Genomic DNA, 15277 nt, shown 5'->3' with positions numbered 1-15277 from the left:
GAGCACCTATGCTTGGCCCAAGAGGCCCTACCTTCCGGACGTGGGCGACAAAACTCACTTCGGCTTGAGCATCCGTGACCTGAAAGCCTTAAGCATGGTGCTTCTCAAACGAGCGGATGTACCACGGCAAGGCTTCGGCTATCCCGGAACTTAGCACATATTGTGGTGAATAGCCGAGACGATCCTTGGCTTTGCTGATGTCAGCACGAGAGTGACGTACATCACCCATTTGAAAGGGAGCGTAAGATGGCTCCTTTTCATAGGCAATGTCGTGATCTTGAAGTGATCCTTTGATCAGTTCGTACAGCTTATTAAGACTGGTACTCTGACCTACCGCAACGTTGTACACTTCCGCGCATGCAATATCATCGGCCAGTGCGGCTCTGAGGTTTGCTTGTACGACGTCGGCTACGTAGCAAAAATCCCGAGTAGTGCTGCCATCCCCGTTGATGACCACCTCCTCGTTCTTGATCATTGCTGCCACCCATCTGGGAATGACTGCGGCATAAGCACCGGCAGGGTCTTGTCGAGGACCAAATACGTTGAAGTAACGCAAGCCTACGATCTTAAGGTCGTAGGTTCTCGCATAAACACCCGCGTAAACTTCGTTGATCAGCTTCGTCGCCGCGTAAGGAGAAAGAGGATTTCCGATCCGCTCTTCCGATGCGGGCAGAGTGGTTTCGTCGCCGTAGGTGGCGCTTGAAGCGGCGTATACAACCCGCTTAACGGCAGCACGTCTCCCCGCCTCCAAGACATTCAGGAATCCTGTTACGTTGACTTCGTTTGCTGTCAGCGGATCTTCGATCGATCGCGGCACCGACCCAAGCGCCGCCTGGTGCAGCACGTAATCTACCCCGGAGACTGCATGATCGCACGTTTCGCGATCACGAATGTCGCCTTCAACTAACTTGAAGTTAGCCCATAGATCCGCGCCGACGGCTTCCTCCACTCCCCTTAGATTAGCACGGTGACCTGTCGCGAAGTTGTCAAGCGCAACCACCTGTTGGCCGAGCTTTAGGAGCGACTCGACTAAGTTGGATCCGATAAAGCCGGCCGCGCCCGTTACCAGCCACTTAGAGCGGCTGGCCTGCATCTTCTCCGGCCCGAACTCCCGGGCTAATTTCTCCACTACCATCATACCCCTAGTTTTGAGCAGGCGACTGACGCCTGCTACGTGCGAGCTTGCCCCTTAAGCAAGTGAGCCTAGGGAAAGATGAAACTTGTCTCCGTGGGGCGAGCTGTGATCATTATCCTAGCAACCAAGCTTTGCCGCTGGCCACCAACAATCGATTTCAAACGGGTTAGGTGATCTGATTAGTACAGCATTAGCGGTCTGCTACCTGCTGCTTAAAGGCGCCCGTTGCATGCGTCGCTGCGCTCACGATGGCATTTTCGCAATTTACCGCCGCTCTCGCGAGACGGAAAAACGACCATCTATGGCTACTGGGCCACGAACAGGTGTACGAGCCGACTGATATACTGACGCCTACTCTCGCGGGTCTGAACAGAACACGTGTAGGTGAAAGCGGTTGAACCTTCAGACTTGCGTCAGACAGGTGGCTGGTCGGCGCCTGGCGTTAGATTCAACTAACGAGAGGTACCCTTCTCTGAGCCCCGTGCCACCCGACGGCGCCGACGTAGCAGAGAACCAGCCGTTCCAAAGCCCACGAGAATGCTAGTCCACGTGTTCGGTTCAGGAACGGGACTCGCAGGTCCGACAATTGTGGTAGGTGGCGCGGGCGTGATGACGAAGCCGGGGACCGCGGGCAATCCCGTTCCCGGCAAGAAGGGCGTTGGCTCAACAAGCGCTGGACTGAATAAACTGCTGTCCTGAGCCGGGGGGAACACAAAAACTTCTGAAGTGTACGGCACAACCAGACTAGGCCCTAGCGAGGGATTCTCGGGACTGGACGGTCTAAACACTTTCCCGAGCGCCCTCTCGCGCGGACGCCTTGCGAGCTGTTGACGGCGGTGCTTCATCAACTCCGCTCGCGTTCTTTCGCCCGGAGATCGTCCAGCAAGCAAGTCCAAGATCGAGCGAAATGAGCTGGGTTTGCCCCCCCCTGGTTGGCGATGGCATCTTTACCTCGCAGGAACGGGATTCCACCGGGCGGGGCTAGTGTTTGGATCGCCACGGCAGCCGCAATAAGTGCCAACGCAACACCAAGGGCGATCTTTCCGGAACGGCTCTTAGCTGCGACGCGTAACGACGCGAGAGCTTTAGAGGGCAACGCTTCAGCTACGGCCATGTTTGCGAGTCCCGGCGGTGAGATTGCATCATAGCAGTTAACTACCCATCAACTAAAGGAAATTAATCTCCCAAGGCGTAGCCGGCACTGTTCCCGCGCCGCAGCTCGCCGGCCCGTCGTCTGCATCGCACCCGAACCTAGAGCCTTTCATCATGAAGGTTGCGGCCTACACATCGCGTAGTGCCTTAAGAGGCGACCCTTGCCGCTACACGCCCCTCAACCGTTCGGTTGATGCACGTCTATATACCCTCGCCTGTGCCAATTTGGGGCAAAGCGTCGATGACCTGAATCTCAACGTTCTTTGTCGCGTTAAATTTTCGTTATAGAGCGACCAACGAGGCGAGGCTCCGAAGAGCTAAGACTCATCAGACGAGGGATTATCTATGAACCGTGTACTAAAGGTCGCTTTGGTAAGTGCAGCGTTCGGCGCAGCTGCTATTGCTGCTCCGGCAACAGCCTCAACGGTCGTAGTAGCCCAATGCGACTCTGTGACGGATGGAGATGCTCAGGGCTGTCTCTTCTCGGGGAACATAAACGAGAGCCCCGATCCGACGAACAAGAATTCTTACAAGAACGCAGAAGCTGCGTACAACGCGCTGATGAATCCAGACATTACCCTGAACTGGATCACCGGCACAGACGCAAGCAACTTCTCGTCTTTTGGGACTTTCACCGGCGAAAAGGGTAAAAGTGGCACGTTCAACCTTCCCGGTTGGGATGTTCAATACTACGCGGTGAAGGCAGGAAATCAGTTCGCCCTATACCAGTACACCGGAAGCAATACTTGGGCCGTGCCTGGTAAGAACGGTTTGTCACATCTGGCGTTTTTTGGAAATCGCAGCACAGTACAGAGCGGTGTTCCGGAGCCTACCACCTGGGCGATGATGTTGATGGGCTTTGGAGGTATTGGCTTCTCGATGCGTCGAAAGGCAAGAAACGGTACAAGCTTGCAAGTCGGCTAGCCATCAACGCTTTCTCCACGCGCGCGGGTCGCCGCAGGCAATGTTAGAAGTGAACGCCGCTGGTTAAAAACCGGCGGCGTTTGCTTGTTTGAAGGCATTCGAGAGCTACGCGCCCCTACTCCTGCCGCCCTTAGTTGACCCAATCTGATACGGCTTATTCAATCATGGTGCTGACTGGAGCTTTCGAACGTACGCACTTGAGTCGATTGGAGCTTTCATGAAGAGTCTTACGGCGGATAATTCGTGGCGCGATCTCAAGGCGGATCTAACGATTGAAGTCGTTACTTCGAGGAAAGACGGTGACCTGGCTCACCTATTCCGAGCGACCGAGCTGATCGTAAGCACTTGTACTAAGTTGGTCGTAGCGTTGTTCCCTGGAGCGCCTCTCCTGCTTCAACCTCGTGCCATCCTAGAGGACCTTGGTTCACGGTCTGTAATTTCCTGGATTCGGTTAGAGGAAAATGCAGAAGACACTAGATCCCAAACTTTAGGAGAAGCCGCGGTCGGCAATATTGTCGACTGCTTAAGATGGCTAAGTGATTGTCGAGCCGGTGTGCCCTATCAAGAGCTTCTACGCATCATCGGAGAGCAGCGGGCGGCAAACAACCTACCCATTCACTTGAACGCCGCGGACCTCCTCGCTTCGCTTGGTGAGCTTCAGGAAGTTCGCGCCACTTTTCCTGACTTCAAACGAATACTTTTTACTGCACTAGCAGGAGACGTGAAGCTAGACGCTTCATCCTATGTCCCTGTTGGCCATTTGCTCCAACTCGCCGCGCACTGGCACCTTAAGAACACGGCTGTAGAGATAGTCCTGGTTGTCCAGGAACCTGACTACTCGGGTGGGCGTGTCTGGAAAATGCAGCATAACGGAACGAATGTAGAAGTTGCTATTCATGATCAAGGTTGGCTGTCTGCGTTCTCCAACCGTGGGATCGATGTTCGAAAAGGCGACATAGTTCGAGCGATTGCCACGACAGAGCAGCACTATGGAGTGGATGGAGTACTACTTCACGGAGAAATACACATCACAGCTATCCTAGAGACCGTGAGTTCAGGACCAAACGTCGAAGGTCGCACTTACACCAACTCCAAACCTGCCGATATATCCTCTCTAGGGATCAATGTTTTCTGGCCACTGCACAGCTCCTCCCCCGACACGGCAGAGGTCAGTTGACTAAGTGGGTTCTTGATTGCTGGCAGGTATCACGCGGGTTTTATCGCTATTAGGTTGTGTGCACGTGAAGGCTGGGCGCAGCTTCGATCGGCGATGTTCCGGCGCTCCTTGTCGTTACCGTCGTTATTTCGCCCGCTAAATGGCTGACACAGCGTAGCTCATCTGGGCAGAGGCGCTCACGAACGTATCGTTCGCATCGCAAATTTAGCTGCACCGGGGGGTGCTCTATTCCGACCATTAGTATGACGGTGCCGCAGTATTTGCGGCTCGAAGCCGTTGTGGCCTCAAGGCGCGTAAGTATTCGGCCCAAGTCTCACGCCGTCTTAACTTTGCTTCTCCTTCGCCCACGTCATCTTCCGGTGGGCGTTGATGACATCATAGAAGTGCTTTGGCCCGACCCTGACACCCAGCCACTCGCCACTTCGGAGTATATTCACAATTATGTATCATTTCTCCGCCGCGTGGGTGTCCGCCGTAGAGGTTCAGCGAGGGCGGGGGTCGCGTATTCCCGAACGTGCTCGCGGGCACTCTTCAAGCGAGTTGGTCTCCATACGGCAGATGCGGATGTGGGGCTTGCTGTCTAGCGCCTCATCACATCGATAAACAGCACGATACCAAAGAGAGCGAAGTTGCCTAAGCGATGGAGCCCGTGCGCTTAGCTTACAAGAGTTTGCAGCGATGAGCCTGCGTACGTTCTATTTATCGAGCTAGATTGATCGTACTATTCGTCAGTCGTAACTATAGTGGCTTAGGCTATTCAGAAATGAACAAGGCGGCGCCTCCAATCGCTGGAGGCACCGCCTTGAAACTTGCTGAAAGCTCTTAGGCGATCTGCAGGCGCGCATCGCTCTTCGAACGACGGCTGCGGCGCATCGCCGCTCCGATTCCGCCAAAGCCAAGGAGCATCATACCCCAGGTTGCTGGCTCCGGGACCGAAGCAATTACGCCGTAATTATCGGTTTCGAGAGAGTTGGCATCCGATTGCAGGCGGAGACCAGTGATAGTAGCACCTGCATCCGCGAAAAACGTCAACCGGCCATTTGTGCGCCCGGCAGTCTGATTACCATCAGCAATATTACCTGCGTTGATGATATCCTGGCCTGTAAACTGAACCGACGAAACCATCGCTCCAGTCAAGAAAAGCGTGAACAGGTTGTAAGTGTCGGCCGAGCCGAAATCGAGCCCGAGCTGAGAAAGGCCGCCACCGGAAAAACCACTGAAATCAAAATCGGCCGTTTGGCCGCCGAGAACGCTCAGATACGGATCACCTTGGCCGCCAACAGCTGGGTCTGCGCCGTTGCCATTGCTGCCCGTCATCACAACTCCACCGACAACTCCGCCGTAGGTGGTCGCATCGCCATCAAAGGTCGCGAGAGAAACCTCGCCTGCACCAAGACCACCTGTACCCTCGTTGAAGGTCAGTGTAACTTGAGCTTGCGCCGCGGTGGCGCTCATCACTGTGGCCGCAGCCGCAAGCAATGCCTTTCGAAGTGTGATCATCGTCGTTCCCTCTGTTAAGTGCTGCGGCTTACCAAAAAGGAGCCTGGCGCGACTCGTAAATAAATTATTAACCGATGAATCGCAAGGAAAGTTATTCCGTGAAAAAACTTCAGCTTAGATGGAAACCGTGCCGACTCACTTTTATTCACGGTGGGCACAGGGCTTGAGCCCTGCCCAGCAGAGATGTCGACTCGGCTATTTGCTAGCAGACTGGACGATCCGCCGGGTGTTGCCTTCAAAACAGGTGACCTTGCGCTCAGGTTTAGAGCATTGAAGCCACTCGACTCCAGCGAGCAGACTTAACTAAACGAGCTCCTCCCCGCCTGAGCCCGACGCATAACTTTCACCGGGAAATGCTTTTCAAAATCTGGGCGCTTGCTTGCATCTTTCCGGCGCATTCTTGCATCAATGACCCCGCCGATTGTGGAGTGATTAACCTGCGCTCTCGTGCGACAGCCGCCCGGAGCTGGGTACTGGTGAACCGCCCATCGATGCGCCCGAGATAAAATATCGCGGCAGACTGAGCTACCTTCTTGGCAGCCTCGTTATTTGCCTTGAGACCAAAGGTGTAACTGAGAACGAGGCAACGAACATCGTTCACAGGCGGTCCCTTCACTGGAGTCTCAGCAGTTGCGAACGACGCGCTCAAAGCAAAAGCCAGCTCCAACAACATCGACCCATCTCCTTCCCGAGAATGCGCAGTAGACGCCCGAACGCGGCCCCGCACAAGCAAAACCGGTGAGCGGAAGGTTGTTCTTCAAGCGGGACAGATTTGCATTGCCTAGAGGGCTTTGGCTCAAAGATTTGCTGTGCAGGGTAGCCTGCTCTGACTTATCCCCGACATTCACTGGCCAACATCAGACACTGTTCGATGTTCTGGTGGATGTGTCTAAGAACCAGAGCAATCACCCAGCTCCCACGCAGTAGAGGGAGCAACCTACATGATCACGCAGTCACCTGGATCCGCGATCCGCGAGCCTGATCCACAGCAATCGTTCGACCTGGCCGCGGCTGAGCAGCCTGTATCGGCCCACTGGCCAATGCTTGGCTCCTTGGGCTTGTCCCCGGGCCAGCTTGCAGCGAGGCGCGAGAGCATCGGCGGCTCGGATGCCAACATCATCCTGTCGGGCGATCCGAAGCGTGTTCTGGAGCTGTGGGAGCAGAAGACCGGTCAGCGCGAGCCTGAGGACCTCAGTGCCAAGCTGCCGGTGATGCTTGGCTGCTGGACCGAGCCGTTCAACCGGCAATGGTATGAGCAGGTCAGCGGCGAGCGGGTCGTGTTTGCCGGCATGACCATGACCTGCCCGACCTATGGCTGGCGCACCTGCACGCTGGATGGGCTGGTGGAGCGAACGGGCGCCGTGTGGGAGGCCAAGCACACGGGCGCGTTCGTGAAGGGCGAGGAGGTGCTGGAGCGCTACATGCCCCAGCTCCAGCACAACATGGCGATCGCAAGGGTCGACCGTGCGATCCTGTCGGTCATCTACGGAAACCACAAGCACGAGGTGATGGAGGTTGCCGCCGACTGGCTCTACCAGCTCGATCTGCTTGAGGCAGAAGAAGCGTTCTGGAGCGCGGTGGTGGATGGCACGCCGCCGGTGGTGGTCGCCCCTCCCCCGCCGCCACGCGTGTTCGGCTCCCGCGAGATCTGCCTCCAGGGCAACAATGCCTGGGCAGCGGCAGCCGACGACTGGCTGCAGCACAGGACCGCTGCGAGGCTGTTCGGAGAAGCTGCATCCGCGATCAAGGGCATGGTTGATGACGATGTCGGACGAGCGTTCGGCCATGGTGTTGAAGCGAAGCGATCGAAGGCCGGTGCGCTGACCATCCGCGAGCTTGTGCCGTGAGCGGGGCCCTCGTGTACCAGGCGATCAGCGGCGTTGCTGCCGATCTTGCCAACCTCGGGCTGGCCAAGTCGATGATCAACACCGACGATGGCTATGGCTATCGCTCGATCGACCAGCTGATGAACCGGCTGGCGCCGATCCTTGCCGTGCGCAAGCTGTGCATCCTCCCCCGGGTGCTGGAGCGGACGTCGGCCGAGCGCAGGCAAGGCGATGACCTTCTCACCAACGTCACGTTGAAGGTCGCCTATGACCTGGTCAGCCCCGAGGATGGCTCAAGCCATACGGTGGAGGTCTATGGCGAGGCCCTCGACCGCAGCGACAAGGCGACGCCCAAGGCACTCACCGCTGCCTACAAGGCCGCCATGCTGCAGACGTTCTGCGTGCCGGTGGCCGGCATGGAGGATGCGGACGCAAGCTCGCCAAGGCTGAACGGCGCCGCGTCAAGCAAAGAGGCAACAGCCGTGCATGACACTGAGCCGCCGCAGGGCTGGCAGCAATGGTCAGCGGACATCACGGCGCTGATCGCCAGCTGTGAGAGCATCGAGGCACTGGAGCGGCTGCAACATACGCATCGGCCGCTGCTGCGGCGGCTGAGCCGAGCATGGCCCGAGCTCTATACCGAGCTTGGCAAGGCGTTCGCAGCGCGACGGAGCAACGTCGGCTCCACTGAGCCCAGGCCTAAAACATCGGAACGCCGCTCCTCGCGCACCCGCAAGGGACGGCCCACCCCACCTACCCCCAGGACGAGCAAGGCCAATGGCCCGGCTGCCCCGCTACATTAAGCGCGTAAAGGCACCCTCACCTGAGCGTTCCTGCCCCGCGCACCGCGCCTGGGTGCGTCGCCACGCCTGCTCGGTGCCCGGCTGCGCCAACCACCCCTGCGAATGTGCTCACGTGCGCCGCGGCACCGACGGCGGCACGGCGCTCAAGCCCTCCGACCGATGGGTGATTAGCCTCTGCCCCGATCACCACATGGAGCAGCACCGGATCGGTGAACCCGCGTTCGAACGGAAACACGGCATCTGCATGGCAGAGCTGGCGGAGGAGTTTGCGAGAAGGTCACCGCATTGCAAACAACTTTGCCGCACCAGCGGCTGAGGCAATCAGCAATGCTGGTGGTATCAGGAATGACACCCCATTGCGGGTTGGAGTGACTCGCCGAAGCGGTAAACTCCTACAGCTTGTTCCACGATCTCTCCATAAATCTACGCGTCAGCGTTCACCGTAGGCTGGTTCAACGAGATGAATTAGCCGTGCACTCAGAAGTGACTGGGAAGACGCCGTCGCTGTCCGGCCACCGATCAGCTTGCTCGTTCCTTCCTCAGGCCTCTACGTCTGGCGCATTTGCGTCCAACTTCGAAAATTTCCGCTTTCGGCCCATTGCAGACGTTCATTCAACTGTGCGCTCGACGAGGCGAACTCCTCTGGCGTAACCTGATCGATCGGAAATCGAAGCAATCCGCAGCACCCTCGAGCTCCCGCCTCAATAGGGTACTTCGCCGACGACATTACCTGCTTGAGCGTAGCGACAAACAAGTATGTCTTCTCTGCGCCCTTGTTTGACCGCGCATCCAACGTGCCGAGTCCGACGCCACATCAGCTGAGTGTAATGTCCGACATCAGCAAAGTTGCCGGTTGTGCTGTTTTCAGGAAAACGACCGGGACGATAGACCGCCTTCTCGCGCACCCACCCTTCTATCATTCGCTCTGGGGTGAAAGCGCCTGAGGAACCCGCCCAGAGGTTCTCGCCGTGAACAGTCTGATCTGCGTGGCGGAACTCACCAGACCGACTTAGCTCATCCGCCCATGCCTCTGCTTCTAGCGCCAGATCGTTGCTCCATTGCAGCGGTGGCACGCCGGCAGCCTCTCTTTCTCGGTTCTGGGCCGCCAACAGCCGACTGTTCACATCGTGAACCTCTAAGTTGTTTGTTGCTGCCGCAGAGCGCGGATCAAGTAGGCATGAACCAATTAATGCCAGGACCCACACGAGCCTTCTCGAAAACATAAAACACGCCTCCAGACGAGGTGCGGCTACGTCCCGAATGTCGGCCGAATACGACGAGCCGAGCTGCGGATTGTGGCAATTGTTTCCACGAGCAGGAACGGCCCCTGCTGATCCGGCATTCTTTGCGCCGTCCAGGGGATCAGCCGACCTCGGGTCAGGATGAGCTCAGTCAAAGGCCGCCTCAGGATCTTAGCAGATTTGAGTTCAGCGGTGGTAATCTACTGTCGCCTAAGCCGTCGCACGCTTTAGTAGATGCGAATATTTTTCGAAGGTAACTCACTGCAGATAAAGCAAATTTATCCATGGCTGCCAGGAAGGTGAAAATTTCGTTAAAATTTCTTCGAATATTGGGCTAGGGGCCGACGCCAAGGGGGGCTTGTTCTAAAGGGACTAAGCTCATGGGACGCAAATTGCTCTTGGCTACAGCCGCCGCATTGACTTTTATCGGCGCTGCCAGTGCCAACGCTCAGGTCAATGTGACGTTTGACGAAGGTAACGGTGGACTTTCAAGTGGGGAGGTTTCTCTCGCCACCTTTGATCCAGGAAGCACCGGCGGCGTCACGGGTGGGTTCCACGTCTTGACCGGCGACGTTCCTGGCCTTGGGGCTGATCCTGCTGTGGGCGGACAAGGTGATCCGTATCTCGCCGTCTTCGGTGGAGAGACAGCAACTTTCGACTTCACCAGCTTCGCGGGTGGCGGTCTGTCCCAGTTAGGGCTCGACTATGGCTCGGCTGATGCGTTCAACATCTTCACGTTGTTTCTAACCGGTGGGCTGGTCAGCTCTGTTACGTTCAACGGTGACGACATCGTCGCGCTTGGAAGCGCAGACGGAGATCAGTCATCGCCCCGCACAAACGGCCGTCTCACCTTCTTCGCGGACGCGGGCACAACAATCACGGGACTTAGCCTATTCTCAGGCGGCAATTCGCTTGAAACGGACAATTACGGGGTAACCTCCGCAGTTCCTGAAGCCGCTACCTGGGCAATGATGCTGCTCGGCTTTGGCGGAATAGGGTTCTCGATGCGCCGTGGCCGTCGGTCATCACGCGGTGGCCTGCTTCAAGCTGCTTAACGCTCACAAGTTCAGCGTAGAAGTTGCAACGCCGCTAGTCGAAAGACTGGCGGCGTTTCGCATTGAGCAGACATGCAGCTCCGAGACGACGTGCAGCCGACCCAGCGGCGAAAGCTCTTTATTCGTTGCGGACACTCGCCTTCAAAGAATGTCACCGAGCTAGGCAGCAGAAAAAGACAGGGCAGTGGCATCGAAGCTAGACAGCCCATCACCGCCACGCGGCGTCCAAGGTGCCCAGCCGCATTGCACCTCAGCCAATCCGCTGGCATTCCGCACCTTAGCGAAGAGAGAGGACTACACTCGACGTGGCAAGAACTGGACGACCGCCCAGCTCGTTTCACCTCAACCCCTCTTTGTCGACCCATCCTGGACCATGGCTGAAAAGAGAAGTGGTAGCTCGCTACGGGCTGACAGACACGGCGATCGCCAAGCACCTGCGCGTGTCCCGCGTGATCTTAAGCAAGGTGTTCAACGGCAGGGTTACTCTGACGCTGGACATGGCGGTCAGGTTTGAAATGGCGTTTGGGGTCTCTGCTGAGAAGATAATGGCGATGCAGATCGAACATGATCTGGTAGGAGTTCGCGAACACCACATGCAACTGGACATCAAGCGTTTACCGGAGCCTGATCAAGGCCTCCCCCATTACCGTCATCGCAATTAAGGGCAGAGCAAAGTGCAAGCAGGCTGACTTTAGCCTGTCGTGACCGCACTTCCCTCGTCGCCCTGCTGGTCACCTTCGCGCTGCCTCCTGATGTCTGCTTCGCGTTCCCTCACCTTTTCAACAAACCGTTCGAGCACCGAGGCCGCCTCCGCCTGAATGGCTCGAAGAGCGATAACGCTCTGCGGCTTCGCCTGAATGAATCGGGCTCCTGAGAGCAGCTCTTGCTTGAAAACCTCGGTATGCTCGACAGGCTGTGCAGCCAGCTCGTTTGCGAGCAGAACTTCCAGCACGAACCCTAACGCGGTGAGCCGGCCCGCCACTTGGATCTGATACTCGTCCATGAGTCCAGTTGTTAGTAATATGCACATCTCACAACGGCTATGTTCCGGCTGTCCCAAGTTGGAGCTTGCCGTTGCATCCACATAACAGGTGCAAGGCTTAGTCGATTTGCGCACCGGCGCCTGGAGATGAAGAGGATCATCGTGGCGACCTTGAGTCAGCCGACCTCAGTCGATGAGCCTTGTTTATTCCAGCAGGTGCTGACCGACCTGGATGAAGCCGAGTGGCAGCGAAGGTGCTGAGATAAACTTGCAGTGTCGCTGAAGACGCCGGAGTGCCGAGACTCTCCAAGAAAGCATGGCTGGTCTTCCGAGAGCGCCGTCGCCGATTGAAACGAAGCGGCTCGGGCACGGCACGTCTTGGGACAGACTGCAGGTTACACCACGTCACGCGGGCATTCCTTGTTAGAAGTTTGCCAGTCCGCGGAGCTTCGAAAGAGTGGGTCACACCATAGCTGCGGCTCACCCCTAAAGGGATGCCGTCATGGCGCTTGTGCTCTGTAGAGGCGCTCACCGCCCAGCTTGAGCGGGAGTCAGATGCTCGGCGCGAACTGCTGATCGGTCACAACTCGGCGAATCAAAGAACCAGTCAGTTGCGGAGGGCTCGACTGAACGACTTCCTGCTGGACTGACTCGAGCGAATGAACAAGCGCGTATACCGCACAGTCCCTGGAAAGGAGCAGCAGATCAGAGTCTGCATCAACCAATCTCGATGATTGGTGCTTAAGACGCGTAGCGAGACTTCGCAGATCTTCCGTTATGCTCTTAGTTGGACCGTGTTGCGTAAGAAGAGTGGCGAGAACGCACTCGTTAAGTGGTTCGTCGAACTGAAGTCCGGCAAAGTCACCTTTGCACCACACGATGCGCGCCTGCTTCGCTTCCAAGCTGGCGATGCTTAGCCAAAGGTGAGACCCAACCGAAAGGGAGCTAAAGAGCTCAATGCGACACCCATGAGGTGAGATGTCTACCAGGCGAACAGGAAACTTGCCACGACCCGGCTGTCGCGCCGCAGCGTTCAAGGTCAGGGCCACACGAGACGTGCGGCGACTATCATCGTCCGTCATCATTAACATTTCTGCACCCATCAACGGCTGCCAATCAGTTATCCGAATATGGTCACCAAAAACTTAACCACGCTCAACCGGAGAATGAGGCTTTCCGGATAGAAGGTAGCGGGCGTGCTGGCCGCCTTCATTCAGAACACACGATGATTCAACTTGCGATCAATCCATTGCAGACACCTAGGTCAGCGGAACTGGTTCAAGGTTGTCAGCATGAAGCTATCAGGCAAGGTACGGACACCGTTGGTGCAGCTTTAGCCTGAGTGGATCGGATCAGGCCGCCTGGGTAGTTTGGAGGTACCCTTCCGAAGACGCATTGAAAACCCAACACCTTCAAAGCCCAAAAGCATCATTGCCCAAGTCGATGGTTGAAGCACTGCGTCCGCCGTGGTTAGGTTTAGCGCCGCAGCCGGGTTTAGTGCGCCTTGCGGACCGAAGATCGCAAACAGCTGCTCGTTTGCGAACGGCTGACTTATGGACGGCGATGCACCACCAAAAACTAATCTTGTGCCCCCAAATGGGTGATCAGCCCCTGTCCCAATCAACACATGGAGCAGTACTGGATCGGTGAACCCGCGTTCGAAAGAAAGAATGGCAAATACATGGCAGAGCTGGCGGAGGAGTTTGCGAATAGGTCGCCGCATCGTAAACAAATTTGCCGCAACAGCCACTGATGCATTCAGCAATGCTGAAGGCATCATGGATGATTCTCCATTGCGGGTTGGAGCGACTCACCAATACGGTAAACTGCAACAGCTCGTTCCGCGACCTCTTCGTTTATACGAGCCTACGCGTTAACCTTTGGATCGTTCAACAAGATTCACCGTGCTCCCAGAAGTGGCTGGGGAAACGCTGCTCGTCGCTATCCGGCTGGCTCGGGAGCATCGATTAACCTGCTTGTCCTCCCCGAACTTCTGCTTCTGGCGCATTTGCGTTTAGCTTCGGAATTTCCGCTTTCGACCCGCTTTAGCCGTTCAGCTCTCGTTTGGTTCTGCCTTTGCGGTGGTGCACGGTTGGTCAACCGCATTAGAGAGGGCAAATCGAAGGACCTGGTAGTACCGCCCGCGGCGCAACGCGCTGCGGATAGCTCGGAGTTGATGCGGGCTTGAGTGAACGAAGGTGGCCTTCACGGCTCCTTGGACGCTAGCCTCTACCGGCTTGAGGCATCCCCGAAGAGAAGACGTGAGGTTTGATACTGGATCGCATTACTGGTCAGGGGTACGTGCACCTATCGCGACGAGCCGTGTAGCCAATAGAATCTCCGATGTGTCATGCTGAGAACAGCTGCTCCAGCCTACCGAAGTTTTCCTTCATAACACCGAGGATTCCTGTACTGCCTCCTGATGGAAAGTAGGCGGAACAGGATAGACACGGTGCGTGGCATCGCGTGCCTTCTACTTGTCGCTTATCACGTCATCGGCAATGACTCCTCTGGCCTCAGGCTCCCTGCGGGGTCCGTCTATCGGACCGTGAACGACGCTTTGGCCTATGTGCGTATGCCGCTGTTCACGTTTCTGTCCGGTCTGGTTTACGCTCTGAGGCCGTTGTCAATGGACAGTGTAGCCACGTTTTTGGAGGGCAAGGCGAAAAGGCTGCTCATTCCATTCGTCTGCGTCGGACTGCTGTTCACGGTCGTCCAGTGCATGGTGCCAGGCGCGAACAGCCGGCTACCATGGGAGGTAATTCCCGCCACCCTGATCTGGCCTAATGCTCACTTCTGGTTCCTGCCCGCCCTGTTCCTGATCTTCATGCTCACAGTGGCGCTGGAGTCTTACGGCTTGCTAAGCCGCCCTTTGGGTGCCTTGGCCGTGTTCGCCGCAAGCTGCTTCTTCTTTCAATTCCACAACGGCGCTGTGGGCGTGTTCAGCTGGAATCGAGCCCTTTACCTGCTGCCGTTCTTTCTCGCGGGTATCATCGCAAAGCGGTTCGACGTGAGATGGACCGCCGCGCTTCTTCTAATCGCTCTCCTCGCACCGTTCTGGCAGATCAAGATCGGCGTGGTGGCTTCGGCCGCCCTGCTTGCCCTTACGCCCAAGGTGAGGCCATTGGCCCGTATCGGCCTCTATTCCTACACAATTTACCTGTTCCACGTCTTCGGCACCGCTGGGGCTCGCATTGTGTTACAAGACGTCGGCATTTCTTCCACTCTGGTGATGTTCCTGCTCGGCACGGCGGCGGGGATCGCGCTCCCCATTGCTCTCCATCGGGCTTTGCAGAACGTGCCTTATTTGAACAGGGCATTCCTCGGACTTCGTTCAAACAAGAATTCTATTCGCATGCCCGCAACGGAGATCATTCAGCAGCCATGAGATTTATTCTTCGACCTGTCAGGCTCTTGCACTACTCACGGTAGATTCGAGGCGCATAGAGGATCCATTGAGCACTACATATTCAAGGGTCATT

General features: G+C 56.7%; 15 protein-coding genes. 8 read left to right on the top strand and 7 right to left on the bottom strand.

Annotation, left to right across the window (positions count from 1 at the left end):
- Positions 1 to 88: 88 nt before the first annotated feature.
- Positions 89 to 1129, bottom strand: a complete 1041-nt coding sequence (locus tag G7077_RS09530) for an SDR family oxidoreductase (RefSeq protein WP_246167135.1) — start codon at positions 1127 to 1129, stop codon at positions 89 to 91.
- Positions 1130 to 1587: 458 nt separating this feature from the next.
- Positions 1588 to 1980 (bottom strand): PEPxxWA-CTERM sorting domain-containing protein, encoded by a 393-nt coding sequence (locus G7077_RS14545; RefSeq protein WP_425505275.1) that lies wholly within the window; start codon positions 1978 to 1980, stop codon positions 1588 to 1590.
- A gap of 652 nt (positions 1981 to 2632) precedes the next feature.
- Between G7077_RS14545 and G7077_RS09520 the strand changes: the two genes are divergently transcribed.
- A complete protein-coding gene (locus G7077_RS09520) occupies positions 2633 to 3211 on the top strand; it encodes a PEPxxWA-CTERM sorting domain-containing protein (RefSeq protein WP_166411492.1) in 579 nt (192 codons plus the stop codon).
- Positions 3212 to 3428: 217 nt separating this feature from the next.
- A complete protein-coding gene (locus G7077_RS09515) occupies positions 3429 to 4388 on the top strand; it encodes a hypothetical protein (RefSeq protein WP_166411491.1) in 960 nt (319 codons plus the stop codon).
- An 822-nt stretch (positions 4389 to 5210) separates the two neighbouring features.
- Here the strand turns inward: G7077_RS09515 and G7077_RS09510 are convergent.
- A complete protein-coding gene (locus G7077_RS09510) occupies positions 5211 to 5888 on the bottom strand; it encodes an Npun_F0296 family exosortase-dependent surface protein (protein ID WP_166411490.1) in 678 nt (225 codons plus the stop codon).
- A 343-nt stretch (positions 5889 to 6231) separates the two neighbouring features.
- Positions 6232 to 6561, bottom strand: a complete 330-nt coding sequence (locus tag G7077_RS09505) for a hypothetical protein (RefSeq protein WP_166411489.1) — start codon at positions 6559 to 6561, stop codon at positions 6232 to 6234.
- A 268-nt stretch (positions 6562 to 6829) separates the two neighbouring features.
- Between G7077_RS09505 and G7077_RS09500 the strand changes: the two genes are divergently transcribed.
- Genes G7077_RS09500 through G7077_RS14425 form a run of 3 tightly spaced genes read left to right on the top strand, consistent with a single transcriptional unit; the run spans position 6830 to position 8833 of the window.
- On the top strand, positions 6830 to 7735 hold the full coding sequence (locus G7077_RS09500; RefSeq protein WP_166411259.1) for a YqaJ viral recombinase family protein: 906 nt from the start codon (positions 6830 to 6832) through the stop codon (positions 7733 to 7735).
- Positions 7732 to 8517: an ERF family protein gene (locus tag G7077_RS09495; protein ID WP_166411488.1), complete on the top strand. Its 786-nt coding sequence runs from the start codon at positions 7732 to 7734 to the stop codon at positions 8515 to 8517. The genes G7077_RS09500 and G7077_RS09495 overlap by 4 nt, the downstream gene beginning before the upstream one ends.
- The gene (locus tag G7077_RS14425) at positions 8492 to 8833 is read left to right on the top strand and encodes a DUF968 domain-containing protein (RefSeq protein ID WP_343039923.1); all 342 of its coding nucleotides are present in this window, start codon (positions 8492 to 8494) and stop codon (positions 8831 to 8833) included. The genes G7077_RS09495 and G7077_RS14425 overlap by 26 nt, the downstream gene beginning before the upstream one ends.
- A gap of 385 nt (positions 8834 to 9218) precedes the next feature.
- On the opposite strand, the gene G7077_RS09485 is transcribed toward G7077_RS14425, so the two are convergent.
- Positions 9219 to 9740, bottom strand: a complete 522-nt coding sequence (locus tag G7077_RS09485; RefSeq protein ID WP_166411486.1) for a CAP domain-containing protein — start codon at positions 9738 to 9740, stop codon at positions 9219 to 9221.
- A 434-nt stretch (positions 9741 to 10174) separates the two neighbouring features.
- Between G7077_RS09485 and G7077_RS09480 the strand changes: the two genes are divergently transcribed.
- Complete coding sequence (locus G7077_RS09480; protein ID WP_246167134.1) at positions 10175 to 10813, top strand: Npun_F0296 family exosortase-dependent surface protein; 639 nt, start codon at positions 10175 to 10177, stop codon at positions 10811 to 10813.
- Between the two features lie 389 nt (positions 10814 to 11202).
- On the top strand, positions 11203 to 11475 hold the full coding sequence (locus tag G7077_RS09475; protein WP_246167133.1) for a HigA family addiction module antitoxin: 273 nt from the start codon (positions 11203 to 11205) through the stop codon (positions 11473 to 11475).
- Between the two features lie 29 nt (positions 11476 to 11504).
- On the opposite strand, the gene G7077_RS09470 is transcribed toward G7077_RS09475, so the two are convergent.
- Together G7077_RS09470 and G7077_RS14540 are read right to left on the bottom strand one after the other, a co-directional pair.
- The gene (locus G7077_RS09470; RefSeq protein ID WP_166411483.1) at positions 11505 to 11816 is read right to left on the bottom strand and encodes a hypothetical protein; all 312 of its coding nucleotides are present in this window, start codon (positions 11814 to 11816) and stop codon (positions 11505 to 11507) included.
- A 530-nt stretch (positions 11817 to 12346) separates the two neighbouring features.
- Positions 12347 to 12877, bottom strand: coding sequence for a PilZ domain-containing protein (locus G7077_RS14540; protein ID WP_425505320.1), 531 nt, complete (start codon positions 12875 to 12877; stop codon positions 12347 to 12349).
- A gap of 1370 nt (positions 12878 to 14247) precedes the next feature.
- Between G7077_RS14540 and G7077_RS09460 the strand changes: the two genes are divergently transcribed.
- A complete protein-coding gene (locus tag G7077_RS09460; protein ID WP_166411481.1) occupies positions 14248 to 15183 on the top strand; it encodes an acyltransferase family protein in 936 nt (311 codons plus the stop codon).
- Positions 15184 to 15277 lie beyond the last annotated feature (94 nt).

The organism is Sphingomonas piscis, assembly GCF_011300455.1.
GTDB lineage: Bacteria > Pseudomonadota > Alphaproteobacteria > Sphingomonadales > Sphingomonadaceae > Sphingomicrobium > Sphingomicrobium piscis.
This window is presented reverse-complemented; position numbering and strand designations above follow the sequence as displayed.

Coding starts and splice junctions, on each gene's coding strand:
- G7077_RS09500 (WP_166411259.1), top strand. CDS start 6,830: ATGATCACGCAGTCACCTGGATCCGCGATCCGCGAGCCTGATCCACAG.
- G7077_RS14425 (WP_343039923.1), top strand. CDS start 8,492: ATGGCCCGGCTGCCCCGCTACATTAAGCGCGTAAAGGCACCCTCACCT.
- G7077_RS09510 (WP_166411490.1), bottom strand. CDS start 5,888: ATGATCACACTTCGAAAGGCATTGCTTGCGGCTGCGGCCACAGTGATG.
- G7077_RS14540 (WP_425505320.1), bottom strand. CDS start 12,877: ATGACGGACGATGATAGTCGCCGCACGTCTCGTGTGGCCCTGACCTTG.
- G7077_RS09505 (WP_166411489.1), bottom strand. CDS start 6,561: ATGTTGTTGGAGCTGGCTTTTGCTTTGAGCGCGTCGTTCGCAACTGCT.
- G7077_RS14545 (WP_425505275.1), bottom strand. CDS start 1,980: ATGAAGCACCGCCGTCAACAGCTCGCAAGGCGTCCGCGCGAGAGGGCG.
- G7077_RS09520 (WP_166411492.1), top strand. CDS start 2,633: ATGAACCGTGTACTAAAGGTCGCTTTGGTAAGTGCAGCGTTCGGCGCA.
- G7077_RS09485 (WP_166411486.1), bottom strand. CDS start 9,740: ATGTTTTCGAGAAGGCTCGTGTGGGTCCTGGCATTAATTGGTTCATGC.
- G7077_RS09515 (WP_166411491.1), top strand. CDS start 3,429: ATGAAGAGTCTTACGGCGGATAATTCGTGGCGCGATCTCAAGGCGGAT.
- G7077_RS09470 (WP_166411483.1), bottom strand. CDS start 11,816: ATGGACGAGTATCAGATCCAAGTGGCGGGCCGGCTCACCGCGTTAGGG.